The 26,988-nt window shown below is 63.7% G+C and carries 18 protein-coding genes; 14 read left to right on the plus strand and 4 right to left on the minus strand.

The features are described from left to right. Positions 1-105: 105 nt before the first annotated feature. Positions 106-1,329, plus strand: coding sequence for a DUF6566 family protein (locus AC57B1_RS18895; protein ID WP_496418276.1), 1,224 nt, complete (start codon positions 106-108; stop codon positions 1,327-1,329). A 128-nt stretch (positions 1,330-1,457) separates the two neighbouring features. On the opposite strand, the gene AC57B1_RS18900 is transcribed toward AC57B1_RS18895, so the two are convergent. Next, positions 1,458-3,011 carry a mannose-1-phosphate guanylyltransferase/mannose-6-phosphate isomerase gene (locus tag AC57B1_RS18900; protein WP_091794299.1) on the minus strand — a complete coding sequence of 518 codons (1,554 nt, stop codon included), beginning with the start codon at positions 3,009-3,011 and terminating at the stop codon, positions 1,458-1,460. Positions 3,012-3,646: 635 nt separating this feature from the next. On the opposite strand from AC57B1_RS18900, the gene AC57B1_RS18905 reads away from it, so the two are divergent. From AC57B1_RS18905 to AC57B1_RS18950, 10 genes are all read left to right on the plus strand, one after another. Further along, the gene (locus AC57B1_RS18905) at positions 3,647-5,044 is read left to right on the plus strand and encodes an undecaprenyl-phosphate glucose phosphotransferase (protein ID WP_091794297.1); all 1,398 of its coding nucleotides are present in this window, start codon (positions 3,647-3,649) and stop codon (positions 5,042-5,044) included. A gap of 100 nt (positions 5,045-5,144) precedes the next feature. After that, positions 5,145-6,602 (plus strand): UDP-glucose dehydrogenase family protein, encoded by a 1,458-nt coding sequence (locus AC57B1_RS18910; protein ID WP_091794294.1) that lies wholly within the window; start codon positions 5,145-5,147, stop codon positions 6,600-6,602. A 55-nt stretch (positions 6,603-6,657) separates the two neighbouring features. Then, positions 6,658-7,113: an arsenate reductase/protein-tyrosine-phosphatase family protein gene (locus tag AC57B1_RS18915; protein WP_408343552.1), complete on the plus strand. Its 456-nt coding sequence runs from the start codon at positions 6,658-6,660 to the stop codon at positions 7,111-7,113. Beyond that, entirely contained in the window at positions 7,107-8,336 is a 1,230-nt protein-coding gene (locus AC57B1_RS18920) for a polysaccharide biosynthesis/export family protein (RefSeq protein WP_408343592.1), read from the plus strand. The genes AC57B1_RS18915 and AC57B1_RS18920 overlap by 7 nt, the downstream gene beginning before the upstream one ends. A 121-nt stretch (positions 8,337-8,457) precedes the next feature. Then, a complete protein-coding gene (locus tag AC57B1_RS18925) occupies positions 8,458-10,656 on the plus strand; it encodes a polysaccharide biosynthesis tyrosine autokinase (protein ID WP_408343594.1) in 2,199 nt (732 codons plus the stop codon). A 62-nt stretch (positions 10,657-10,718) separates the two neighbouring features. After that, entirely contained in the window at positions 10,719-11,651 is a 933-nt protein-coding gene (locus AC57B1_RS18930; RefSeq protein WP_091800524.1) for a glycosyltransferase family 2 protein, read from the plus strand. Positions 11,652-11,751: 100 nt separating this feature from the next. Next, positions 11,752-12,930, plus strand: a complete 1,179-nt coding sequence (locus AC57B1_RS18935) for a glycosyltransferase (RefSeq protein WP_408343554.1) — start codon at positions 11,752-11,754, stop codon at positions 12,928-12,930. Positions 12,931-12,933: 3 nt separating this feature from the next. Next, complete coding sequence (locus tag AC57B1_RS18940; protein ID WP_091794283.1) at positions 12,934-14,415, plus strand: glucose-6-phosphate isomerase; 1,482 nt, start codon at positions 12,934-12,936, stop codon at positions 14,413-14,415. Continuing rightward, the gene (locus AC57B1_RS18945; protein WP_496418277.1) at positions 14,412-15,641 is read left to right on the plus strand and encodes a glycosyltransferase family 4 protein; all 1,230 of its coding nucleotides are present in this window, start codon (positions 14,412-14,414) and stop codon (positions 15,639-15,641) included. The genes AC57B1_RS18940 and AC57B1_RS18945 overlap by 4 nt, the downstream gene beginning before the upstream one ends. A gap of 79 nt (positions 15,642-15,720) precedes the next feature. Further along, complete coding sequence (locus AC57B1_RS18950) at positions 15,721-16,887, plus strand: glycosyltransferase family 4 protein (RefSeq protein ID WP_496418278.1); 1,167 nt, start codon at positions 15,721-15,723, stop codon at positions 16,885-16,887. A gap of 124 nt (positions 16,888-17,011) precedes the next feature. Here AC57B1_RS18950 and gmd read toward each other — a convergent pair whose 3' ends face one another. The 3 genes from gmd to AC57B1_RS18965 form a co-directional block, all read right to left on the minus strand. Then, positions 17,012-18,055, minus strand: coding sequence for a GDP-mannose 4,6-dehydratase (gmd, locus tag AC57B1_RS18955; RefSeq protein ID WP_408184702.1), 1,044 nt, complete (start codon positions 18,053-18,055; stop codon positions 17,012-17,014). A 149-nt stretch (positions 18,056-18,204) separates the two neighbouring features. Then, entirely contained in the window at positions 18,205-18,933 is a 729-nt protein-coding gene (locus AC57B1_RS18960; RefSeq protein WP_408343560.1) for an SGNH/GDSL hydrolase family protein, read from the minus strand. Next, positions 18,930-20,072 (minus strand): acyltransferase family protein, encoded by a 1,143-nt coding sequence (locus AC57B1_RS18965; RefSeq protein ID WP_496418279.1) that lies wholly within the window; start codon positions 20,070-20,072, stop codon positions 18,930-18,932. Before AC57B1_RS18965 ends, AC57B1_RS18960 begins: the two co-directional genes overlap by 4 nt. Before the next feature lie 678 nt (positions 20,073-20,750). Here AC57B1_RS18965 and AC57B1_RS18970 point away from each other — a divergent pair. From AC57B1_RS18970 to AC57B1_RS18980, 3 genes are all read left to right on the plus strand, one after another. Beyond that, positions 20,751-22,952, plus strand: a complete 2,202-nt coding sequence (locus AC57B1_RS18970; protein ID WP_496418280.1) for an NHL repeat-containing protein — start codon at positions 20,751-20,753, stop codon at positions 22,950-22,952. Between the two features lie 107 nt (positions 22,953-23,059). Next, a complete protein-coding gene (locus tag AC57B1_RS18975; RefSeq protein ID WP_091794267.1) occupies positions 23,060-24,526 on the plus strand; it encodes a flippase in 1,467 nt (488 codons plus the stop codon). Continuing rightward, positions 24,523-26,979: a glycosyltransferase family 4 protein gene (locus tag AC57B1_RS18980; protein WP_496418281.1), complete on the plus strand. Its 2,457-nt coding sequence runs from the start codon at positions 24,523-24,525 to the stop codon at positions 26,977-26,979. The genes AC57B1_RS18975 and AC57B1_RS18980 overlap by 4 nt, the downstream gene beginning before the upstream one ends. Positions 26,980-26,988: the final 9 nt, after the last annotated feature.

Here is a 26,988-nt window from a genome sequence, read left to right on the forward strand (position 1 = left end):
CGTACAAAACATATTTGTGCAACCGCGGGCTGCACACGAATCGTGAAAGTTGAATTCGTGGCGTCCCAAAGCCGCGGCCCGGCCAGGCTGCGTGGAGAAAACCCAATGTTTTTCGATGAGCTAAGCAATGACGAATGGGCGCTGCTGGCAGCGCTTGTCTCAGACGAGCCGGCCGTCCGTTTAAACCGGCGTGGCCGGCCTCGCGCCGAACCGCGCATCGTGGCGAATGCCGTCCTGTGGATTCTCACAACCGGTGAACCCTGGTCGAAACTGCCCGGCCGTTACCCGTCGGGTCCCACTTGCCGGCGCCGTTTTGAAGAATGGCAGCTGAACGGCACGCTGCTGGAGATGGTTCGGCTGTTGTCGCAAACCGGTCGCACTTTTGCGTACGTCCCTCAACCGGCGCCGCCCGTCGCGGCTAAACCCGCCGCACCGGTAGCGGAAAGCCCCCGCACGCGCGACGAGAATCTGCGTGGCGTGTCCTGGAGAAGTCCCGAGTCGTGGCAGGCGCCCGGTATGTCGAGCAGCCTCGCCAGCTGGCGTTCGGCCGATCCGATTGCCGACATGACGCGGCAGTTGTCCGGGGTTGCTAATGGAACGTCAAACGGAGTTTCAGGCGCGCTTTCAAGCGGTGCGGCGAACGGCATGACGAACGTCTCTCCAGTGTCGCGCGCGCCGGCGTCGCACGGTGCAGCGCCTGCACGGTATGTCGCACGCGCGGAGCTGCCTCGCGCGGACGAAGCGCACGCGGTGAATGCGGCCATGCACGGTTTGAACGCCGCCATCGCGTCGGCGCGCGGCACGCCCGCGCCCGATGATCGGCGCAGTCCGCTGTCGATAAGTCTCGCGCCTCGCGGCACGGAAATCGCCGACCGCGGCTATGTGATCTATGTCTCGGCTGAGCGGGTGCCGAACGCCATGTATCGCGCATGGGCGGAAATTATGAAGGACGGCAAACGCGTCGAGCGTTCCGGCCTCGTCGGCCCGCGCTTTGAGGATGCGGAAGCGGCGGAGCACTACGCGCTGGACTGGGCGCGCCAGTGGATTGACCGTGAATGCCTCACGCTGGCAGCGGCAGCTGAATCAGCAGCATCGGCGCATGCGTCAGCGAACCCGGCGCACGCCGCGGCTCGTCCGTTGCCAGCCTTGCGCCATGTGCCGGAGCCGGTCGCGGTCAATCACGGCGCGCCTTTGCATGGACCGCTGAACGCGTTCCGTGGCCCGTTGCGCCGTTATCCCGGCGAACCGGCGACTGTCAACGCAGCAACCGAGAGCAGTGCATCAGACCGTTTTCCGTCGTACACAGAACTCATCTCCCACGCGGGATGAGCGCGGCGGCTAGCACGGCATTTCCCCGCGGCCGGTAGGAGCAACCGCCGCAGGTTCCCGCTTCATTCGTTGTGATTCACTGGTGATGTCAGCAGGACGCCATTCCTGACGCCCTGGGTTGACGTGCGTTATTGGCGTCCGTAGGTGTCGTCGAAGCGCACGATATCGTCTTCGCCGAGATACGAACCGGACTGGACCTCGATCATTTCGAGCGGCATCTTGCCGGGGTTTTCCAGGCGGTGGGTGACGCCCAGCGGAATATAGGCCGATTCGTTTTCGGAGACGATAAAGCGCTCTTCACCGCGCGTGACGAGTGCGGTGCCTCGCACGACGATCCAATGTTCGGCGCGGTGATGATGCATTTGCAGCGAGAGCCGCGCGCCCGGTTTCACCACGATCCGTTTGACCTGGAAGCGCTCGCCGGTGTCGACGGAATCGTAGTTGCCCCACGGGCGGTGCACCTTGCGATGATTGGCCGCCTCCAGTCCGCCGTCGTTGCGAATCCGTCCCACGATCTTCTTGACGTCCTGCACGCGCGACTTGTCGGCTACCAGAATGGCGTCGGCCGTTTCAACCACCACGAGATCCTGCGTGCCCACGCAGGCAATCAGGCGTCCTTCCGAATGCGCGAAGGTCGAGGCGGCGCCTTCGAACATCACACGTCCACGCCCTACGTTCTGATCGGCGTCCTTGTCCGAGATGTCCCAGATCGCGTCCCACGAACCCACGTCGGACCAGCCCGCCTGCAAAGGCACGACGATGCCCGAGGCCGCGCTCTGATCGTTGCCGAGCTGTTCCATCACCGCGTAGTCGATCGAATTCGACGGTGACGCGCTGAACGCGTCGCGTTGCAGACGGAAGAAGTCGCCGTCCGCTTTGCCGCCCGCGAAGGCCGCGTCGCAGGCTTCGTAAATAGCCGGCTGGAAATGGCGGATCGCCTTCAGCCAGGTGGACGCGCGCATGATGAAGATGCCGCTATTCCACCAGTACTCCTGCGATTCGATATAACGCTGCGCCAACTCCAGATGCGGCTTCTCGACGAAGCGATCGAGCTTGTGTGCGCCGATCTTGCCGATGGTTTCGACACCGGCTTCCTGTGCATCATTAGTCGTGCCAAGCGCCGCGCCGATACGAATGTAGCCATAGCCGGTTTCCGCGCGCGTCGGCACGATACCCATCGTGACGATATGGCCGGCTGCCGCGTGCTGCACGCCGGTCGCCACTGCCGCATGAAATCCGTCGATATCCGTGACCGCGTGATCGGCGGGCATGACCACCATGATGCCGTCTTCGTCCTGCGCGGCGACGGAGAGGGCGGCCACCGTGAGCGCCGGCGCCGTATCGCGTCCGGCGGGCTCGAGAATCAGCCGGGTCGGCTTGCCGCTCGTGCGCAGTTGCTCGGCGGTCGTGAAGCGCTGGTCTTCATTAGCCACCACGACGAGTTGCTCGGTAAGCGGATAGCCGGCTTCGAGTCCGTCGAGACGGCGCGTGGTGGATTGCAGCAGCGAATCTTCGCCGAGCAGGCCGATGAGCTGCTTTGGGTGCTGTTCGCGCGACATCGGCCACAACCGCGTGCCGGAGCCGCCTGCCAGAATCACGGGATGAACCTTGAGCTTGACGTTCAGGGACTTGACTTGCGTAGACCGGGTGTCGGCGGGCGTGGCCGTAACCGGAGCTGTCATGATGGACTCCTCGAGGCTGGGTGAATGCGTCGAGTTTTATCACGAACTCAGGAATCAATAAAAGCGCGTTAAATAGAAACTATATAAAGCGACCAATAAATTTATCCATTTCGTGAAGAAAAAATGTCCGGCTAATTTTTTTAAAAAGAAAAATTACCCGAAAAAAATCCCGCACCATTTTTTTATCGTCATTCATGCCGCAGAATGACGACAGAAGGCGCTGCGTAAGCTTCGTAGGAAAACGCTCAGAAAGCGCGAAATTGGCTCGTATGAACGCTTTCCGGGCATCAGTCAAACGCCAAATCCGGTAAGAATTGCCGAACAAAATTGAGAAAAAATGCTGGAATTTTGACCGATACAATTTGAGATATTTTGCGGTCTTGCGGCGGGAATTTTAATATCGCTTTATCTATACCTGTACAAGGGTATTCACTCATTCCGACACGCGTTTCCCAATCCGGCCGTGTAGACGGTTTTTCGAACGGGAAACAGAAGGGCAATTAGCACGGCTTCAAATAGTTTCGCGTCGCGCATGAATTTGCATGACGCGCATACCGGCGTTGTGCGTCCCGTCGCCGGACCGGATTTCAATCAACCAACGGATGGCACTTGACTGACGAACTGAGGGGCAGCGCATGCTGAGCGTTCTATCGAGAATCATCGACATCGCCATGGTCGCGCTCGGCGCCGCCATCGCGGCGGCCGTGCACAGCGGGAAAGTGGTGTGGCTGGACGATATGCAAAGCGTCTCGCTCGCGTTCGACTGTCTGCTGGTGGTGGTGTTTTTCCCCGCGCTCGGGATCTATCAGTCATGGCGAGGCAAGCCGCTGTATGACATGCTGAGCCGCGTGGCGGGCGGCTGGCTGCTGGTGGAAATCACCGGCGTGCTGATCAGCTTCAGCCTGCACCGCTCGGACAGCCTGTCGCGGCTGTGGCTCGTTTATTGGGCCGTGGCGACCATCGTGCTCCTGATCGTCACCAAGGTGATCGTCTATTCGATTCTGCGCGGACTGCGCCGCGAGGGCTTCAATCAGCGCGCGGTGGCGATTGTCGGTGGCGCGCCGTATGGGCGCTTTCTGATCCAGCAGATGCGCAGCCGTCCGGAGGCTGGGTTCAGCCCGGTCGTGGTGTTCGACGAGGACGGCACGATCAATCCGTATGAGGACCCGGATGCGGGCGAGGCGATCGAAGGCGTGCCGGTCGAGCGCGACTATCAACGCATGTTGCACCTCGTGCGCCAGCGCGCGATCCGCGAACTGTGGCTCGCGCTGCCGATCTCGAAGGAGAAAGCGATCCATCGCTTCGTGATGGACCTGCGCAACGACTTCGTGAACATCCGCTTCATTCCGGACGTGCGCAGCCTCACGCTCTTCAATCAGCCGATGGTCGATCTGCTCGGCGTGCCGGCGATCAACCTGGCCGCCTCGCCTATCACCGATCTGCGCGTGCTGCCCAAGCGCGTGTTCGACCGTCTGTTCGCGCTCGCCGCGTTGACCGCGCTCGCGCCGGTCATGCTGGTGATCGCCGCCGCGGTGAAACTGAACTCGCCCGGTCCCGTGTTCTTCCGGCAGAAGCGCAAAGGTATCGACGGCAATCAGTTCGAGATCTACAAGTTCCGCTCGATGCGCGTGCACAAGGAAGAGGTTGGCAAGATCACCCAGGCCACGCGGCGCGATCCGCGCATCACCGCGGTCGGTGCGTTCTTGCGGCGCACGAGCCTGGACGAGCTGCCGCAGTTCATCAACGTGCTGCGCGGCGAGATGTCGGTGGTCGGCCCGCGCCCGCATGCGCTCGAACACGACGACATCTACAAGGATCTGGTGAAGGGCTACATGCACCGCTACCGGATCAAGCCGGGCATTACCGGTTGGGCGCAGATCAACGGCTATCGCGGCGAAACCGACCGCATCGAAAAGATGATGGGCCGCGTCAAGCTCGATCTGTACTACATGCAGCACTGGACCTTCTGGCTCGACATCAAGATCGTCGTGCTGACGCTGTGGAAGGGCTTCGTGGGCAGCAACGCATATTGACCCGCTGATTACCCGCTCATTGCATGCTTATTGAGCCTTAGCCGCGCAACGCATCGCGCGAGCGCATTCCTGAATCAACTCCATTTTCGAGGTGTAATACATGAACCTGACGATCATCGGTAGTGGCTACGTGGGCCTCGTGACGGGCGCGTGTCTGGCCGACATCGGCCACGATGTGTTCTGTCTCGACGTCGATCAGCGCAAGATCGACGTGCTCAACAACGGCGGTGTGCCGATCCATGAACCGGGTCTGCAGGAGATCATCGCGCGCAATCGCAAGGCCGGCCGTCTGAAGTTCTCGACCGATGTCGAAGCGGCCGTCGCGCACGGCGATATCCAGTTCATCGCGGTCGGCACGCCCTCCGACGAGGACGGTTCCGCCGACCTGCAATACGTGCTGGCCGCCGCGCGCAATATCGGCCGATATATGACGGGCTTCAAGGTGATCGTCGACAAATCGACGGTGCCGGTCGGCACCGCCTCGCGCGTGCGTGAGGTGATCGCCGCCGAGCTGGCCGAACGCAATGCCGCGCACATGTTCTCGGTGGTGTCGAATCCCGAGTTCCTGAAAGAGGGCGCGGCGGTGGAAGACTTCACGCGACCCGATCGCATCGTGCTCGGTTGCGACGAAGACGTGCCCGGCGAGAAAGCGCGCGAACTGATGAAGCGCCTCTACGCGCCGTTCAACCGCAATCGTGAACGCACGCTGTACATGGACGTGCGCTCGGCCGAATTCACCAAATACGCGGCCAACGCCATGCTGGCCACGCGTATTTCGTACATGAACGAGCTCGCGAATCTGGCCGACCGCGTCGGCGCGGATATCGAGGCGGTGCGCCGCGGCATCGGTTCCGATCCGCGCATCGGTTACGACTTCCTGTATGCCGGTTGCGGCTACGGCGGTTCGTGCTTTCCGAAAGACGTGCAGGCGCTGATCCGCACGGCCGCGGACCACAAGGCGAATTTGCGCATTCTCGAAGCGGTCGAAGCGGTCAACGACACGCAGAAGAAAGTGCTCGCGCACAAGATCGTCTCTCGTCTGGGCGAGGACCTGTCGGACCGCACCTTCGGCGTATGGGGCCTAGCCTTCAAGCCGAATACCGACGACATGCGCGAAGCGCCGAGCCGTCCGCTGATCGCCGAACTGCTGCGCCGCGGCGCTCGCGTGAAGGCGTATGACCCGGTCGCGATCGACGAATCGAAGCGTGTGTTCGCGCTCGATCTGAAGGACGTGCCGCAGCAGCACGCGCGCCTCGAATTCGTGAAGGAAGAGATGGATGCGGCCGTTGGCGCCGACGCGCTGGTGATCCTCACCGAGTGGAAGGTGTTCAAGAGCCCGGACTTCGATTCGCTCAAACGGATTCTCAAGACGCCGCTGATTTTCGACGGCCGCAACCTGTACGAACCGGACGCGCTGCTCGAACTCGGCATCGAGTATCAGGCGATCGGCCGTCAGCACGCGCTGCGCAACGCACCGGCGAAGGTCGGCGCAAACGGCTTGCCGCTCGCGCGCTCGGAAGCGGCGGAAACGCCGGATACGGCCGAAGCCGGCCGCTGATCCGGTTCAGACGCACGGATACGCCGTCACCACGCGCCTCATCACGGAGCCTGCCATGTTTGCCAACGTTCTGATCGTTTGCCACGCCAACGTGTGCCGTTCGCCTGCCGCGGAAATGCTGTTCAAGGCCCGGCAACGCGCGGCGTCGCGTTCGCATTCGGCGCCGATCGCGTTTCATTCGGCCGGCCTGCGCGCGGTGAACGGCCACGGCATGGACCCTGTGATGCAGCGCCTGCTCGACGAGCAGGGCGTCGCCTCGGGCATCCACTACTCACGGCGTCTGAACCGGCAACTCGTGCGCAACGCCGATCTGGTGCTGGTCACCGAGCGCGCGCAGGTGAGCGACGTCGAAGCGCTCGATCCGGCCTCGCGCGGCAAGGTCTATCCGCTCGGCAAGTGGGAAGCGGATTCCGACGTCGCCGATCCGCATGGCGGTGCGGAAACCGCTTATAGGGAGAGTCTCGTGCTCATCGAACATCTGGTCATGGGATGGCTGAAAAAAATATGCTGATGAAAAAACTCGCTGCACACTCGTTCGCGAACGGCAAGTACACGAATTTCAAGTCGAACCTTGCCGCCACGCTTTTGCTGACGTCCTTTCTGTCGGCCTGCGCCACGGCACCTGGCAATTACCTCGACACCTCCCGTCTGAAAGACGATGGCCAGCACGACAGTCAACCCGCCGAGACCTATCCGGTCCATGTGATCGACGCCGCCGTCGTGACCGCGCAGGCGCAAGCCGCCGCCGCGAAGACGCAGGTGCTGCCGCCCTCGACGCTGAGCGACCCGTCGCAGTACGTGTACCGCCTGTCGCCGCAGGACATTCTCGGCATCACCGTGTGGGACCACCCTGAACTGACCACCCCGCAGGGCAGCACGCTGTCGGCGGGCGGCAACACCACGCAGTCGATCGGCGGCGCCTTGCAGCAACCGTACACCGCCGCGCTGCCGGGCCAGGCCGACCCGTACGGCCAGACCATCGCCGCCGACGGCACGATCTTCTTCCCGTTCGTCGGCCGCATCCGGGCCGCCGGCAAAACCGTCGGCGAGGTGCGCGATCAGTTGAGCGCCGGCCTCGTGCGCTATATCCGCAATCCGCAGGTCGACGTGCGCGTGCTGTCGTACCGCGGCCAGAAGGTGCAGGTGACCGGCGAAGTGAAGACGCCGGGCCCGCTCGCCATGAGCGACGTGCCGCTCACGCTGGTCGACGCCATCACCCGTTCGGGCGGCACGAATGCGGACGCCGACATTCAGCGCGTGCGTCTCACGCGCAACAACAAACTGTATGTGCTCGACGCCGACCGCATGCTCGATCGCGGCGACACCACGCAGAACGTGATGCTCCAGAACGGCGACGTGATCAACGTGCCGGACCGCACCGACAGCCGCGTGTTCGTGATGGGTGAGGTGAAGACGCCGATCCAGTTGCCGATCATCAAAGGCCGCATGACGATCGCCGATGCGCTCACGCAAGGCGGCGGCATTCTCGACACGGACGCCAACCCGCGCCAGATCTTCGTGATGCGCGGCATGAAAGACCATCCGACCACGCCGGATGTCTACCGCCTCGACATGACGCAACCGGACGCCATCATGCTGTCCTCGCAGTTCCAGTTGCAGCCGCTGGATGTCGTGTACGTGGGCACCGCTGCGTCGACCACCTTCAACCGTGTGTTGCAGCAGGTGTTGCCGAGTGTGCAGACGTTGTTCTACCTGAAACAGCTGACGCGCTAATCGTCTGAGCCGTCGTCAGGCCCGCGCCGCGCCGTCCTTCAGGGACGCGGCGCGGGACCGAAGCAAATGCCGATGTAACCGATACGGGAAGCGAACTGTGAGCAACCAAATCTCTCCACACATGGCCGGTCCGATCAAGACCGAAGAAGAGGACGTCGTCCTCGGACAACTGGTCCAGGTGATCCTCGACGACATCTGGTGGCTCATCGCCATTGCCGCCGTGATCGTCGCGATCGCGGGCGCGTACTGTTTTCTCGCCAAGCCGATCTATTCCGCCGATGCGCATGTGCGGGTCGAGCAGTCCGACAACACGTCGCAGGCGCTCACGCAGACGCAGACAGGTGCCGCGATCACCACCGGCTCGACCTCGCTGCCCACCGACGCCGAGATCGAAATCATCAAGAGCCGCGGCGTGGTCGGCCCGGTCGTGCAGCAACTGAAGCTGAACTTCAGCGTCACGCCGAAAACGCTGCCGCTCCTCGGCAGCATCGCCGCGCGCATGGCGACGCCGGGTCAGCCGGCGCGTCCGTGGCTGGGTCTGTCGTCGTACGCATGGGGCGGTGAAGAGGCCGACGTCGATTCGATCGACGTGGTGCCCGCGCTGGAAGGCCAGAAGCTCACCATGAAGGTGATCGACGACCAGCACTACGAACTGTATGCGGCAAACGGCGCGCTGTTGCTGCGCGGCCTGGTCGGCCAGCAGGAGCAGGGCGGCGGCGTGACCATGATGGTCAACAAACTGGTGGCGCGCCCGGGCGAGGAATTCACGGTGATGCGCGCCAACGACCTCGACGCGATCTCCGCATTCCAGTCGGCCATCACTGTGCAGGAGCAGGGCAAGCAGACCGGCGTGATCCAGATCTCGCTGGAAGACAAGAGCCCTGAACATGCGGCGCTGGTGGCCAATGCGCTGGCCGAGTCGTATGTGCGCCAGCACGTGCTGAACAAGCAGGCCGACGCGAGCAAGATGCTCGACTTCCTGAAGAGTGAAGAGCCGCGCCTGAAGTCCGATCTCGAACGCGCCGAGGCCGCCTTGACCGCGTATCAGCGTCAGTCCGGCTCGATCAACGCGAGCGACGAGGCCAAGGTCTATCTCGAAGGCAGCGTGCAGTACGAGCAGCAGATCGCCGGCTTGCGCCTGCAGATGGCGCAGCTCACCGAGCGTTACGGGGACGATCACCCGATGCTCGTCGCCGCGCGTGCGCAGATGGCCGAATTGCAGGCGCAACGCACCAAATACGCCGACCGCTTCCGCGATCTGCCGGCCACCGAAGTGAAGGCCGTGCAGTTGCAGCGCGACGCGAAGGTGGCCGAAGACATCTACGTGCTGCTCCTCAACCGCGTGCAGGAACTGTCGGTGCAGAAGGCCGGCACCGGCGGCAACGTGCATATCGTCGACGTCGCGCTGCGTCCGGGCGTGCCGGTCAAGCCGAAAAAGGCGCTGATCCTGTCGGCGGCGGTGATTCTCGGGCTGATCGCGGGCACGGGTTTCGTGTTCCTGCGCCGCAATATGTTCAAGGGCATCGACGACCCGGATCACATCGAGCGTGCGTTCCATCTGCCGGTGTTCGGCCTCGTGCCGCAGAGCGCCGAACAGGCCGTGCTCGAGACCAGCTTCCAGCGCGGCGGCGAACGCCTGCGCTCGGTGCTCGCAAATGCGCGACCGAAGGACGTTACGGTGGAAAGCCTGCGCAGCCTGCGCACCTCCATGCAGTTCACCATGATGGACGCGAAGAACCGCATCGTCATGCTGACGGGCCCGATGGCCGGGGTCGGCAAGAGCTTCCTGACGGTCAACCTCGCCGTGCTGCTCGCGAATTCGGGCAAGCGCGTGCTGATGATCGACGGCGACATGCGCCGTGGCGTGCTGGAACGCTATCTGGGCGGCGTGCCGGATAACGGCCTGTCCGAATTGCTGAGCGGCCAGATCTCGCTGGAAGAAGCGATCCGAAGCTCGAACGTCGACGGCCTGAGCTTCATCTCGTGCGGCCGCCGTCCGCCCAATCCGTCGGAACTGCTCATGTCGCCGCGCCTGCCGCAGTACCTCGACGGTCTCGCCAAACGCTACGACGTGATCATGATCGACACGCCGCCGGTGCTGGCCGTGACCGATGCATCGATTATCGGCGCGTATGCCGGTTCGACCTTCTTCGTGATGCGCTCGGGCGTGCACAGCGAAGGCGAGATCGCCGATGCGTTGAAGCGTTTGCGCGCGGCCGGAGTGCATGTGCAGGGCGGCATTTTCAACGGCATGCCCGCCCGCTCGCGCGGCGGCTACGACCGGGGCTACGCGGCGGTTCAGGAATACCTGAGCACTTGAGCTGGATGCGTTTCGGGATGCAACTCGAACCTCGCGCAACGACGTTAAAAAAGGACATCACGATGAAAGTGACGGTACTGGTTCCGACTTATCGACGCCCGGCCGATCTGGCGCGCTGCCTCGCCGCGCTGCAACGGCAGTCGCGTCTGCCGGACGAAGTGGTGGTGGTGGCGCGCGCCGACGACGAAGCGACCCACGCCTGCCTGCGCGACCCGGCCGTGCCGGGCGCGTTGCCGCTCTCGGTGGCGCTGGTCGAGGTGCCCGGCCAGGTCGCGGCGCTGAATCGCGGGCTGGACGCGGCCAAAGGCGACGTGATCGCGATCACCGACGACGACGCCGCGCCGCACGCCGACTGGGTCGAACGCATTGCGGCCGCGTTCGCGAGCGATGCGCGCCTCGGCGCACTCGGCGGGCGCGACTGGGTGCACGAGAAAGGCCGCGTGCTCGACGGCGAGCGGCCGCTGGTGGGCAAGGTCACGGCGCACGGCAAGATTATCGGCAATCATCATCTCGGCGTGGGCGGTGCGCGCGAAGTCGACATTCTGAAGGGCGCGAACATGAGCTACCGCCGCGAGGCGGTGCGCACCATCCGCTTCGACGCGCGCCTGCGCGGCGCGGGCGCACAGGTTCACAACGACATGGCGTTCAGCCTGGCAGTGAGGAACGCCGGCTGGAAGCTGATGTACGACCCGCGCGTGGCGGTCGATCACTTTCCCGCCGAGCGTTTCGACGACGACCGGCGTGACGCGCAAACCATGGCGGCCTTGCGCAACGCCGCGTTCAACTTCCATCTGATCCTGCGCGACCAGTTGCCGCCGCTGCACCGCGAGACCGCGTGGTGGTGGTGGACGCTGGTCGGCACGCGAGTTTATCCAGGGCTCACGCACGCGGCGCTCGCGCTGCTCTCGAAGCAGGCGGGCCTGAAGCTCACGCGCTGGCGAGCCGTGCGCACCGGCGCGCACGAAGCGCGCCGCGCGCTGTCCCGCGCCGCGTGAGCACGACACCGCGCCGCACGTCCCGCACGTTCGCGCATCGGCGCACGGCCCGCATCAGGGCCGCCGATGCCCCTTTCCACCGGCAGAGCGGAGTGTCTGCATGAGTACGAAAGTTCACGTTCATCTGTTTTACGGCGCCGACCCGCGCTTTTATCGACAGGGCGACGACATTGGTTGTCTGTACGGCTATCACCACGCGGAATCCGACGCGTTCAAGCTCACCTATTCGCAGGACGCCCGCGAAGGCAAACCGGTGCGCCTGTTGCGCCGTGCGCTGAAGGCGGCGCTCGGCTTCGACTTCATTCATACGTGGCGCAACCGCGCCGAGATGCTGCGCTCGGACGTGATCTGGACGCACACCGAACAGGAATGGCTCTCGGCGGCGCTCATGCTGCTGCTGAGCGGGCGCAAGGCCGGCGCCGATCACGGCCCCTTGCTGCTCGCGCAAAGCGTGTGGCTGCTCGATAAATGGCCTTCTTACGGCATTTTGCGCAGTTGGCTGTATCGCAAGCTGATGACGCGCGCCGATCAGCTCACCACGCTCGCGAGCGAAAACGCCGGGCTGTGCCAACGTTACTTCGATCGCGACGCCAAGGCGTTGCTGTACGGTCTGAATACGCGCGATTTCCCGGTCAAGACGCCCACCGAATGGGCGCCGCATACGCCGATCCGCATCGCCGCCATCGGCAACGACCGTGACCGCGATTGGGAAACGCTCATCAAGGCATTCGGCAACGACGCGCGCTACACGGTGAAGCTCGCGACGCGGCGGCGCATTCCCGCTTCGCTGCGGGCGCCCAACGTCGAGATCGCGCTGTTCTCCGGCATCAAGAAACAACACGAACTGTACGACTGGGCCGATGTGATCGTCGTGCCCTTGCGGCCGAATTCACACGCCTCCGGGATCACGGTCATGCTCGAGGCCGCCGCGGTCGGCAAGCCGATGGTGGTCACGAATGTCGGCGCGTTGCAGGATTATTTTCCGGCAGGCGAGGCGTCTTATATCCCGCCGTTCAACCCGCAGGCGTTGCGCGAGGCCGTGGACCAGCTCGCCGCCGAGCCCATGCACGCATTGCGCCAGGCGCAGGCGGCCGCGGCCGGCCTGCTCGCGCGCGATCTAACCACACAGCACTACGCCATGCAGCATGTGCGGATCACGCAGGAGATGCTGCGCTCGCGCGCCGCGGCGCGCGCGCGCTCGGCTGCCGGCATGACGACGGCGGCTGCGGGCGTCTCCGAGTCCGAGCGGCCGGCGCGCCAGTCGCGTGGGGGTCTCTGAACGATGTCGACGATTGCGCGAAGCGCCGCAGGCGCGAACGGCACGGGGCGGGCCAAGTCCCGCGCCCGCAAGGAATGGCTGCCGGAGGCTTTGCTGTGGTTCGTCACGACGCTGCTGATCGGCGCGCATCAGGGCACGGTGCTCACGCTCGCGTTTCCGGTGCTCGCGATCCTGACTGGCCTGTGGCTCTACTTCAAGAGCCCGGCGCGCTATATCGGCTTCATGTGGTGGCTGTGGTTCCTGAGTCCGGAGGTGCGGCGTCTGGCCGACTGGTCCAAGGGATCGTTCACACCGACCAGCCTGATTCAGGTCGCACCGCTCGCGGTGACGATGATCAGCGCGCTCTCGCTGCTGCGCTACTACAAGCTGCTCGCGCAACGGCGCGGCCTGCCGGTGCTGCTGGTCCTGCTCGGGCTCATCTATGCGTTCCTCGTGGGCGTGATGTCGAGCGGGCCGCTCGCGGCCACCTACGACCTCGCCAACTGGCTCTATCCGATCCTGATCGGCTTTCACATCATGGCGAATACGCGCCAGTATCCGCAGTACCGCGACACCATCGTCAACACGTTCATCTGGGGCATGCTGGTGATGGGCGGCTACGGCCTCGTGCAGTTTTTCATCATGCCGCAGTGGGACGCGCTGTGGATGCTCGGCTCGCAGATGAACTCGCAAGGCGATCCGGTGCCGATGGGCGTGCGCGTGTTCAGCACGATGAATTCGTCGGGACCGTTCGCGTTCGCGATGATGGGCGCGATGGTCTTCGTGATGGCGGCCACGCACCGGGTGCGCTGGGTTGCCGCGGCGCTTGGCTTTTTCTCGTTCGCCCTGAGCCTCGTGCGCTCGACGTGGGGCGGGTGGGTCATCGCGTTGCTGATCCAGCTCGTCAAGTCGAACAACAAGGTGCGCGTGCGTATCGTGGCCAGCGCGGTGTTGCTGGCGGGGCTATGCGTGCCGCTGCTGGCGGTCGGCCCGGTGGCCGAGCGGATGCAGGCGCGCCTGACCACCATCGTCAACCTGAACGACGACCAGAGCTACGCCGCGCGTAACGAGTTCTACGCGACCTTCGCCAAAACGGCCTTTACCGATGTATCCGGCGAAGGCATGGGCGCCACCGGCACCTCCACCAAGCTCTCGAACGACGGCGGCCAGCTCGGCCAGTACGGCAACTTCGACAGCGGCGTGATGAACATTCCGTTCGTGCTCGGCTGGCCCGGCACGCTGCTCTACATGTCCGGAATCATCTGGCTGGTGACGCGCGCGGTGCTCGCGTCGTTCAAGCTGCGCAACGATAAATTCGTGTCCGCCTGCATGAGCCTGAGTCTCGCCACCTTCGCGATGCTGGTGTTCACCAATTCGCTGGTCGGCACCGGCGGCCTGCTGCTTTTCATGGGTGTTTTCTCGATTCTTTCCGCGGTGCATTACGAAAAAATCAACCGCGCCAATGCGTCATACCGCACGCTATCTATCCACGGAGGCACTGATTGAGAGTCGCCATTGTCACGCACGTTGTGCGCCATAACGACGGCCAGGGGCGCGTCAACCACGAGATCGCCCGCGCGGCGCTCGACGAGAACATCGGCGTCACGCTGGTCGCCTCGCACGTCGCGCCGGATCTGCTCGCGCATCCGAATGTCCGCTGGGTGCCGGTAAAAATCGGCCGCTGGTGGCCGACCAATCTGCTGCGCCAGCAGGTGTTCGCATTCAAGAGCGCGCTGTGGCTGCGCGCGCATCGCCGCGAGTACGACGTGCTGCACGTGAACGGCTTCATTACGTGGATGCCCGCCGACGTCAACACCTCGCACTTCGTGCATAGCGGCTGGTTCGGCAGCAAGTACTACCCGTTCGGGCTCACCAAGGGTGTGTGGTCCGCGTATCAGTCGGTCTATACGCGCTGCAATGCGCTGCTGGAGCGCTGGGCTTACCGGCGCTCGAAGGTCATCACCGCAGTGTCGCAAAAGGTCGCCGATGAGATCCGCGCGATCGGCCTCACGCCCGGCAACCGTGTCGATGTGATCTACAACGGCGTCGATACGCAAGGCTTTGCCGCGGCCTCCGGCGACCGCGAGAAATTCGGTTTGCCGAAGGACGCGTTCCTGCTGTTGTTCGTCGGCGACCTGCGCACGCCGCGCAAGAATCTCGGCACCGTACTCGCCGCGCTCAAGTTTTTGCCCGAGCACGTGCAGATCGCGGTGGCCGGCTTCCTGCCGGGCAGTCCTTACCCGGAAGAGGCGAAGGCGCTCGGCATCGCGCATCGCGTGCATTTTCTCGGTCTCGTTAAAGAGATGCCGGTGCTGATGCATTCGGTCGACGCCTTCGTGTTCCCGTCGCGCTATGAGGCGATGAGCCTGTCGCTGCTCGAAGCGATGGCGGCGGGCTTGCCCGTGGTCACGGCGCGCACGGCAGGCGGCGCTGAAATCATCACGCCGGAATGCGGCATCGTGCTCGACGATCCGGACGATCCCAAGGCGCTGGCCCACGCGGTCGCACGCCTCGCCGAGAACCACGTGGCGCGCCGTGCGATGGGCGTGGCCGCCAACGAACTCGCAACCGGCTTCGGCTGGGCGCGCATGGCCGCGCAATACATCGCGCTGTATCGCCAGTTGGCGGGGCAGCAGAAGGATCGCCGGCGCAGCGAGGCGGAAGCGGCGGCGGTCGCCAAGACCGACGCGCTGACGCTGAACACGCTGGCCGGCCAGAAGAGCGCGGAATGACGTGGCGGGTTCGTATCGACCCGCCGGCGGTTTCATCGCTTAACCATCACAACTCTCAAAACGCACAGGGGTCACAACCATGACGACGAGCTCTATCAAATCGCTGCAGATCGGGATGCATTGGTTCCCCGAGCGCGCGGGCGGCCTCGACCGCATGTACTACTCGCTGGTCGGCGCGCTGCCGGGCGCGGGCGTCGCGGTGCGCGGCGTGGTGGCCGGCTCGCCGAAGGTAGCCGCCGACACCGGTGGCGCGATCAACGGCTTCGGCTCCGCCGCGCAATCGCTGCCGTTGCGGCTGATGGCCGCGCGCTGCGCGCTGCGCCAGGAACTCAGCACGTCGCGCCCGGACGTGATTTCGTCGCACTTTGCGCTCTACACGTTTCCGGGCCTCGACGTGACGCGCGGCATTCCGCAGGTCTCGCATTTTCAGGGGCCGTGGGCCGACGAGAGTCACGTGGAAGGCGCCGATTCGCTTGGCCAGCGCGCCAAGCGCTATCTGGAGCAATCGGTCTATGCGCGCTCGTCGCGGCTGATCGTGTTGTCCGAGGCGTTCGGCAAGATTCTGACCTCGCGCTATCGCATCGCGCCGGACCGCGTGCGCGTCGTGCCCGGTTGCGTGGATGTCGAGCAGTTCAATCTGCCGATCTCTCCAGCCGAGGCGCGACTCAAATTGCAATTGCCGCAAGACCGGCCGATCGTGCTGGCGGTGCGGCGTCTGGTGCGCCGCATGGGCCTCGAAGATCTGATCGATGCGATCAAGCTGCTCAAGCGCAGTGCGCCGGACGTGCTGCTGCTGATCGCGGGCAAGGGGCGGCTCGAGGGCGAACTGCAGGCGCGCATCAATGAAGCGGGTCTGGAAGATAACGTCAAGCTGCTGGGTTTCGTGCCCGATCAGCATCTGGCGGCGCTCTATCGCGCGGCGAATATCAGTGTCGTGCCGACGGTCGCGCTGGAAGGGTTCGGCCTGATCACGGTCGAATCGCTGGCCTCGGGCACGCCGGTGCTGGTCACGCCGGTGGGCGGCTTGCCGGAAGCGGTGGCGGGTTTGTCGCCGGATCTGGTGCTGCCGGAGACGGGTGCGAAGGCGATCGCGGACGGACTGGCGGGCGCGCTCAACGGTACGCTGAAATTGCCGGACGCCCAGGCATGCCGCCGTTATGCGCGCGAGAACTTCGATAATACGGTGATCGCGAAACGGGTGGCCTCGGTGTATAGCGAAGCGATTGCGGCGGGTGGGGTGCACTGAATCAAGCCTGCGGCGCGGTGAAATGAAAAAGACGCGGGGCCTCGATCATTGCGATCGGGCGCCGCGTCTTTTTTTGCATTGACGATGCGTAACCGCCGGCACGACCGCGCATCGTCACCGCGAATCAGAACGTCTCGTGATGCTGGTTACGTCCGAGATCCGCATGAACCATCATGTGGCACAACTGTTCCAGCGTGGTTTCCGGCTTCCAGCCGAGTTTTTCGTGAGCCTTGTCGGCGCAGCCGATCAGCAGGTCCACTTCGGCGGGGCGATAGAACTTCGGATTGACGCGCACCAGGGTCTTGCCGGTGGCGACATCGATACCGGTTTCGCGTTCTTCCTTGCCCGACCATTCAAGCTGGTAGCCCGCGGCAGCGAACGCCATGCGCACGAAATCGCGGACCGTTTCGGTGCGGCCGGTGGCGAGCACGAAGGTGTCCGGTTCATCGGCTTGCAGCATGCGCCACATGCCTTCCACGTATTCGAGCGCGAAGCCCCAGTCGCGGCGTGCGCTCATGTTGCCGAGTTCGAGCACGTCCTGCTTGCCGAGCTTGATCTTGGCGACGGTGTCGGTGATCTTGCGGGTGACGAATTCGCGGCCACGCAGCGGCGATTCGTGATTGAACAGAATCCCGCTGCTCGCGAAAAGACCGTACGACTCGCGATAGTTGATCGTCGACCAGTGCGCGAACAGCTTGGCCACGCCATAAGGGCTGCGCGGATAGAAGGGCGTGTCCTCGCGTTGCGGGACGGCCTGCACGAGGCCGAACATTTCCGACGTCGACGCCTGATAGTAGCGGGTCTTCGGGTTGAGAATGCGGATGCCTTCGAGCAGATTCAGTGCGCCGATACCGGTCACTTCAGCGGTCGTCACCGGCTGGTCGAACGAAACGCCCACGAAGCTCTGCGCGGCGAGGTTGTATAACTCGTCGGCCTGCGCGCCTTCGAGTAGACGCAGCGTCGAACCGAGATCGGTGAGGTCGTGTTCGACGAGACGCAGATTCGGATGATCGAGCACGCCAAGCTCACGCATGCGCCAGAAATTGACGGAGCTCGTGCGCCGGTAGGTGCCGGTCACGTGGTAGCCCTTGTCGAGCAGCAGTTTGGTCAGATAGGCGCCGTCCTGTCCGGATACGCCGGTGATGATCGCTTTGCGTGGTTGGCTCATAGCTTGCCTTCGGAATTGTTAAAAAAAAAAGAAAAAGCAGTCGCGCCGGTTAAGACGCATTTCATCGGCACTCGGAAAGCGCATCTCAGAAGCACGTTTTCGCCCGCGGCAAAGATGCCGAAGAGAGGAACCGCACTTGAAAAAGCGCTTCACGGCGTGCCGTCCAGCAGCCGCCGCACCAACGGTTCGACGACCTGAAAATCCTGTTCGGCCTTCAGCCGGTACAACCCCGGCTTGGGATGCGCGCCGTCGGACATCAACGTCTTCCAGTCCGGCAAACTGCTGATGTAGGCGAACTGATCGACGAGCGGCACCTGCTGCTCGGCGGCCACGCGGCGCGTCATCGCGACCATCGTGGCGAGCCGCGCATTGAGCCGGTTGTCCGGCATCGGGTTCGCGGTCTGCAGAACCGGCTGTTTGCCGAGCGCGCGAGCGGTCGTTACCAGCGCCGTCTCGGCCGTGTAGAACTGCTCGGGCGTCTGGTTCTGCATGACTTCGTTGATGCCGTAGTTGATCAGCACGATCTGCGCGGGCGAAGCGGCGAGCCGCTCCTGCCACGGCAGACCGGCCGTCGGCCCGGCCCGGCGATTACCCGTGCCGTCGCGCAGTTGCATCGCCATCGTGTTGCCCACGCCGTAGTTCGTGACGCGCACCTGGCCGCCGTGATGCGCCTGCAATTCGTCCTGTAGATACGTCACCGCGTTTTGCGCCTGCGGGCCGCAATGGCCGTCGCTGCAGGTAATGCCGAGCGTGGTCGAATCGCCGTAGGCCTCGATCAGCACTTGCGTTCGCGGGCCCGGCGTCGCGGCGAGCGCGGCCGACCCGAGCATCGTCGCGCTCGCCCATACGCTTGCAACGAGCCATGCGCGGCGCTTCATGCGCGGCTTTGCGGCGCTTGCGGCGCCGTGCTGACGCCGCCGCCCGGCGCGGCTTGCGTATGCGGTTGGGGATGCGTTTGCGTCGATGTCTGCGTTTTTAGCGGCGCATGCGCGTTGCCCGCCGAGCCGAAAATCAGGCGCTTCTCGAATGTGAACCAGGTGAAGGTGGCGTAGACGAGCGTGATCGCTAGCGCGAGCGCGGCGGTCACATAGCGGTTCAGATGCAGCGGCCACAGCGCGTACAGCACGCTCAGGTGTATCAGATAGATCGTGTAGCTGATGGTGCCGATATAGACGAGCACGGGATTGCACAGCAGCCGTTTGACGATGCCCTTGCTTTGCAGGGCGATGACCACGACGGAAGTACAAAGCACCAACGAAACGCTATAGAGCCCTGCATTCGAGAGCGGCGTGTTCGCCGCGCGAAAACGCGGAAAGTGCAGGTGCAGCCACGCCAGCACCGCGAGCGCCGCGATCATTCCTAGCACTGCGAGGCCTTTGAACGGATCGAGCGCATTGCGGTCACGCCGTACGGCGACCGCCAGCAACGCGCCGGCCGCGAGCAGATCCATGCGGAACGGCGTGAGGTAATAGATCGGCCAGAACGAATCGAACCAGGGCGTGGCCACCGCGCGCAGCACGGGCACCAGCACGATCAACGCGGCCGCCACGTAGCCGAGCACGCGCTCGGGCACGAGCAGGATCACGAACGGCCAGACAATATAGAACTGCTCTTCGACAGCGAGCGACCACAGCACATTCAGGCTGTCGTGACCGCTCTGGTTGAGCGCGTCGCCTATATTGGTCGCGAAGAATGCGTACCACTGCCAGTGCTGCGCCCAGCCGAAGCCGAACAGAATCGACGACACCACCATCAGCAGCACGTAGGGCGGCAGGATGCGGCGCGCCCGGCGCGCGTAGAAATAGCCGAAATACGACTGCCCACGCGCCTTGCGTTCGAGCAGGATGCCGGTAATCAGAAACCCGCTCAGAACAAAGAACAGATCGACACCCATCCACAGCGGCGCCTTCAACGCGTGCTGCGCGAACACGGCGAGCACGGCGATGGCGCGCAAGCCGTCGAGCTGCACGATGCGGCGGGAGTGGGAGGGCGCTAAGGGCAGTGCGCTGGCAGTCATGAACCGTCCATGGTGTGAAGCAGATGGGCCGGGCGAAGGATCGCGCGAGGGTTGCGGAGAACAGGCGCGCTCGCTTCGCGTCGCAACGGAAGTGCAATTGATTCTAGGGAAAAGAAAATCGTGAAAAAACGGGAATGAATTGGATAAATGAATCAGATTGCAACAGGGTGTTTCGTTGTCCACTCGCAATGGATTTTTATGCTTGTATCGAATGGATGAGCAACCGTGTAATAAATGCGGATCGCCGCGCGGAAGATCGGTAAGGATGGCGCAAAGGCGCGTACGGCGATACGCGCCGCAGTCGATTTGTTTTTAATCGATTTTTAAATTGAATTCTTTCACAACGCTTAAAGCGCAGAATATTTTTGAATTATTTTCGATTTTCGTCGCGGTGTTTTTTCCGCGTAATGTGAGCCGTGCGGATTGGGCGGCCAAGGACGGCGCGTGGGCTTCGCGCCTCGCTGCCGGAACACCGGACTCGCGGCAACTGTTCTTGTCATCGCCTGCCTGAGTCCTGTCCGCGCACGAATCTGTCTCATGTCCTTGCATGGCTTCTGGCGACTTGCATCACGAGATCGACCGCGATTCGTACCGTCATTTCACTGGGATGTGCACCCGCGATCTGCGCGCGAGCCAAGTTGCGGCGCGCGCGGCGCAGCGTTGATTGGAGGAAATACCTTGCCCCGTTTCACGTTCAAAAGCTGGCTCGCCGTGTTCGCATGCGCCGCCGGACTGACTGCGCAATCGGTCAGTTTCGCGGTTCATGCGGAAACCGCGTTGAACGCGAAGACGTCATGGATTGGCAACACATTTGGTTTCGGCGACGGCACCTGGGCGCAGATCAACATCACCGCCATTGCGGTGTCGCCGGACGGTAAGGTCTATACGAACGCGCCGTGGGACGAAAGCGGCGCCGAGGCGAGCGTCTATCAGAACGGCAAGATGCTCGGCTTCGCAGGGGGCACGCATGGCTGGGGCAACAGCGGCGGCAGTGCGGTTGCGGTGAATCGCAAATATGCGTTCGTCGCGATCGCGGTCGGCAACGAGAAGGGCCGGCTGGTCGAGCAGGGCGTGTGGCCGGAGAAGGGCAAGCAATGGTTCGGCATTTCGCGCCGGCAGATCGCCGATCCGAAACGCGCCGCGCCGTTCCAGCCCGCAGCGAAAAGCGCCGACCCGCATGCGCAACTGGCGGCGGGTTTCCTGATGATGAACGAAGTGCCGACCGACACGAGCGCCGAAATCGGCGGCCTCGCGGCGAGCGACACCACGCTGTACGCGGCCAACACGGCGCGCGATCGTATCGAGGTGTATGACGCGGAATCGATGCAGCAGAAAACCACCTGGAGCGTGCACGAGCCGGGCCGACTCGCGCTGGCGCCGGACGGCACGCTGTGGCTCTTGAGCGGCACGCGCAACGACGCTGCACCGCACGTCGAGCACTACACGGCGGCGGGCAAACGCATCGACGAAAATTTCACGCTGCCTGCCGGCACGATTGCGGTGGATATCGCGGTCGATGCGCAAGGCCGCGTCCTGATCGCGGACAACGGTCCGCGTCAACAGGTGCTGTATTTCAGCAGGAATAACGGCCGCTACGCGGAGTCGGGCTCGCTCGGCGAGCGCGGCGGCATTTTTAGCGGCGTCGCCGGCAAGCCGGGCCCGCAGCGTTTCAACGGACTGACCGGCGTGGGCGTGGACGCGCGCGGCAACGTGTATGTGTCGACCAACGGCATCGGTCCGCGCTATGCCCCGATCGGCGCGGGACTCGGCGCCACGCTCGAAAGCTATGCGCCGGACGGAAAGCAGAACTGGCAGGTGCAGGGGCTGCTGTTCGTCGACGGCGCATGGATCGATCCGTCGCGTCCGGACAGCGTCTATACCGGCAACAAACGCTTCGAACTCGATCTGTCGAAGCCGGCCGGACAGGACTGGAAATACGCGGGTTTTCTGTCGAACCGCTTCAAGTATCCGGACGACCCGGTGTTTCACACCGATCAGTACCCGGGCCTGCCGATCGCCCGCAAATTGAAGGGCCGCACGTTTCTGTATCTCACGGACATGTATGCCGACCATCTGAAGATCTATCGCTTCGATCCGCAGCATGACGGCGAGACGGCGATTCCCTCGGGCTTCATCGCGGGACGTGAGCGCGCCGTGGCCAAGGTGCCGAATGCGCCGCCCGGCGGCGACTGGATCTGGCGCGATGCGAATGGCGACGGCAAGTTCAACACCGACGAATTCACGCTCAATACGTCCGGTACGAAGCTCGCGGGCGGCTGGGGCTGGTGGGTCGATACCGCCGGCGACATCTGGCGCACGCGCGATACCAAGGGCATTTATCGCTTCCGTTTCGGCGGGCTGGATGCGAAGGGCAATCCGGTCTACGCGTACTCGAACATGACGCAGTACCCGGTGCCGCAACCGTTCACGGAATTGCACCGCGCGATCTACGACCCGGACACCGACGCGATGTATGTGACGGGCTACACGGCCGACACGCCGATCGATCGCGGCTTCTGGAAAGAAGTGGGCCGCGTGCTGGTGCGCTACGACAAATGGTCGAGCGGCAATCCGGTGCAGCGCTATGCAATCACGCTGCCGTGGCAGACGCAGAGCAAACCCATCGCCACCATCATCGGCCTGACGGTCGAGGGGCAATACATCTTCGGCGTCGAGCCGGTCGGCGCGGTGCACGTGTGGGACAAGGACAGCGGCAAGGAGCTCGGCGTGATCCGGCCGGGCCCGGAAGTGGGCCGCGCGTCGGGCTGGGTCGATGTGCCGAACGGCATCAGCGCTTCCAGGCGCGCCAATGGCGAATACCTCGTGTTCGTCGAGGAAGACGCGCGCGGCAAAGTGATGATGTACCGCTGGAAACCTTGATGAGCGAGGCGTGAACGCTTCATTCGCATAGCGAGGCAACACCCAGGAAAGACCCAGGAAAGACCCAGGCAGCACGCAGGCAAACGTAGTCAACCCCAAGGCATCCGATGGACAAAGGCATTCTCAAGAACGTAGCGATCAATTTCTTCGGATTGGTGCTGCCGACTTTCGTCTCGCTCGTGACCGTGCCGTCGTATATCAAGCTGCTCGGTGTCGAGCGCTACGGCGTGATCAGTCTCGTGTGGACGCTGATCGGCTACTTCGGGATTCTCGATCTCGGCATGAGCATGGCCGCGCAGAATCACATCTCGAAGGCACGCGCATCTGGCGACAAGGAAGAGAGCGCACGCGTGTTCTGGAGCGCGACATGGCTCAATCTCGCGACCGGCGTGATAGGTGGATTGATCATCTACTTCGGCGCGTTTCTCTACACCGCGTATTTCACCAAGGTATCGCCCGAGTTGCAGCACGAGGTGTATATGGCGCTGCCGTGGCTCGCGGTGGCGATTCCGATTGCCAACGTGTCGTGGGTGTTCGCGGGTGCGATCAACGGCGCGGAACGCTTCGGCGTCTACAACACCAATCAGACCATCGGCACGTTCCTGTTCCAGTTGCTGCCGCTCGGCGCCGCACTGTGGATGGGCGCGACCTTGCAGAACGTGCTCGCGGCCGCGGTGTTCGCGCGGATCCTGGCCGCGCTTCTGCTGGGCCGTTCCGCGCTGAAAGTGCTGGAGATTCGCCGCGTTCTGCCGCCGCAATTCGGCGTGGCGAAAGGGCTGTTCAATTTCGGCGGCTGGATGCTGATTGCAAGCGTCACGACCATGATCGCCGACTCGCTCGACCGGGTGATGCTCGGCACGAGCCTCGGCGCGCGTTTCGTTACGTATTACACGGTGCCGCAAAACCTCGTCACGCGTCTGAACATCGTGCCGACGGCGCTGGTGCGCACGCTGTTTCCGCGGCTTTCCGCAGTCGGACGTGCCGACGCCGACACCATCACCCGGCAGTCGCTGGAGTTTCTCAACGGTGTGTTCACGCCCGTCGCGCTGGTCGCGATGCTGGTGCTCGAACCTTTCCTGCATCTGTGGGTGGGCAATGAAATCGCCACCGTGGCGGCGCCCGTGGGCCGCATCATGATCGTTGCCGTGTGGCTCGTCGGGCAGGCCAATGTGACGCGGATTCTGATCCAGTCGCAGGTCAATCCGGCCACCGCCGCGCGCGTCGGTCTGTTCGAATTGCCCCTGTTTGCAGGCGCGTTGTGGTTCGGCATCACCCATTTCGGTCTGACGGGCGCGGCAGTGGCCGTGGCCGGCCGGGCGCTGTTCGACTACGCGGTGCTGCTGCGCCTGTCGGCGATTCACGCGCGGCAGATCGCGCTCGACATGCTCGCCCACCTTGCTTTCCTGCTGGCGAGCCTGTGGCTTGCCAGCTTCCTGCCGGGTCTCGCGGCGGCGATTGTCGCCGGCGTATTGATGGTCGGCGCGAATGTCGCCTGGTCGATCACGATGACCCCCGCCTTGCGCGATCTTGCGCGTTCACTGCTGTTGCGACTGAATCCGAGGAAAAGCGCATGAACCACGAAGTCCTTGAAGAAGCCGTGCTGCAACCCGCAACGCGCAGCGCACTGGCCGAACTCACCACCGTTCCCGGTGTTCAGGCGCCACCGCGCCGCACCCCATTCCGTGGCGATAAAACGGTGCGCGTTGCGATCGTGCATGACTGGCTCGTCACGTATGCGGGGGCCGAGAAGGTGCTCGAACAGATCGTTGCGTGCTTTCCGGACGCGGACCTGTTCAGCCTCGTCGATTTCCTCGACGACCGCAGCTTTCTGCGCGGCAAACCCGTCACCACGTCGTTCATCCAGAAGCTGCCGCTCGCGCGCACCAAGTACCGCTCGTATCTGCCGCTGATGCCGCTCGCGATCGAGCAACTCGACGTGTCGGCCTACGACGTGGTGATTTCGAGCAGCCACGCGGTCGCCAAGGGCATTCTGACCGGCCCCGATCAGGTGCATATCAGCTACGTGCATTCGCCGATCCGCTACGCGTGGGATTTGCAGCACCAGTACCTCAAGCAGTCGAGGCTCACCGCCGGCCTGAAGTCGGCCATGGCGCGGCTGATTCTGCATTACATCCGCAACTGGGATATCCGCACCTCGAATTCGGTGGATGGCTTCGTCGCCAATTCCGACTTCATCGCGCGGCGTATCAAGAAGGTCTATCAGCGTGACGCGCGAGTGATTTTTCCGCCGGTCGATGTCGAAGCATTCACGCTGTGCGCGGACAAGGACGACTTCTATCTGACCGCGTCGCGGATGGTGCCGTACAAGAAGATCGATCTGATCGTCGAAGCGTTCGCGCGCATGCCGCAGCGCAAGCTCGTCGTGATCGGCGACGGTCCCGACATGCAGAAGATCCGCGCGAAAGCGGGGCCCAACGTCGAGATCATGGGCTACCAGCCGTTCAAGGTCCTCAAGGACCGGATGAGCCGCGCGAAGGCTTTCGTGTTCGCCGCGGAAGAAGACTTCGGCATTTCGGTGGTCGAGGCGCAAGCTTGCGGCACGCCGGTGATCGCTTACGGCAAGGGCGGTGCGCTCGAAACCGTGCGCGATCTGTCCGAGTCACGGCCCACCGGCATGTTTTTCGACGAACAGAATGCCGAGTCGATCATCGCCGCGGTCGAACGTTTCGACGACCACGTGAAGCGTTTTTCGCCACTGGATTGCCGCGCGAACGCCGAGCAGTTTTCGGCCGCGCATTTCCGCGAGCGTTTCTTCGCGCATGTGCGCGCGTCGGTGCCCGCGCTGCGCACGGCGACACTGCCGCCCTACGTGCCGTATAAGGCTGCGACCGCAGCTAACGGGCCGCGCATTCTGGCCGTCGATCAAAGCGGCGTGCTGGGCGGCGCCGAGTTGTCGCTGCTGGAGATCGTCAAGGCATTGCGCTCGCGCATCGAAGTCGTCCTGTTCGACGACGGCCCGTTCCGCACCGCGCTGGCCAAAGCCGGCGTAGCGGTCGAGGTGCTCGATGCGGGCGCGCTGCGCCATGTGCGCAAGCAGGGCGGTTCATTGCCGAAGGGGCAAGCGCTCAAGGGCCTGATGTCGCTCGTACGCGCCACGGCCAAACGCGCGCGCAAGTCCGACGTGATCTACGCGAACACCCAGCGCGCCATGGTGATCGGCGCGCTCGCCGGCAAACTGGCGCGGCGCCCGGTGGTCTGGCATCTGCGCGATATCGTGAGCCCCGAGCATTTCGGCGGCAAGCAACTGGCGATCATCAAATGGTGCGCGCGTCTTGGCCTCACCCATGTGATCGCCAATTCGGCCGCCTCGGCGCGCGCGTTCGCCGAGCTCACGCAGTTCGACGAAAAACGCATCGACGTGGTGTTCAACGGCATTTCCGCCGCGCCGTTCGACGCGTTGCGCACGGTGCCGCAAGCGGCGCTGCGCCAGCGCCTCGGCCTGCCGCAGGACGCGTTTCTGGTCGGCTCGTTCAGCCGTCTCGCGCGCTGGAAAGGACAGCACGTGCTGCTCGAAGCGATGGTCCTCAATCCGCAGATGCATGCCGTGCTGGTGGGTGCGCCGCTATTCGGCGAGGATCAGTACGAGATCGAATTGCACGCGTTCGTCGCCGCGCACAACCTCGGCGACCGCGTGCATTTTCTCGGCTTCCAGCACGACATCGCGGCTTGCATGTGCGCGGTCGACGCGGTGGTCCACACGTCGATCACGCCGGAGCCGTTCGGCCGCGTGATCGTCGAAGGGATGCTGGCGCAGCGGCCGGTGGTGGCCGCGCGCGCGGGCGGGGTGCTGGAGATCATCGACGACTACGAGAACGGCGTGCTGTGCACGCCGGGGGATGCGCACGGCCTCGCCGACGCGCTCGCCGAATTGCGCTCGAATGATGAACTGCGTAACCGGCTGGTCAGGAACGGCTATCAGACGGCACTGGGCCGGTTTGGCACCGCAACTTATGTGGAGGGCGTCGAGCAGATCCTGAAGCGCGTGGCGGCCTCCAGAACGGCTTAGGCGGGTTCA

This window comes from Paraburkholderia sp. BGA-UO-ETr-F21 (genome assembly GCF_059567925.1).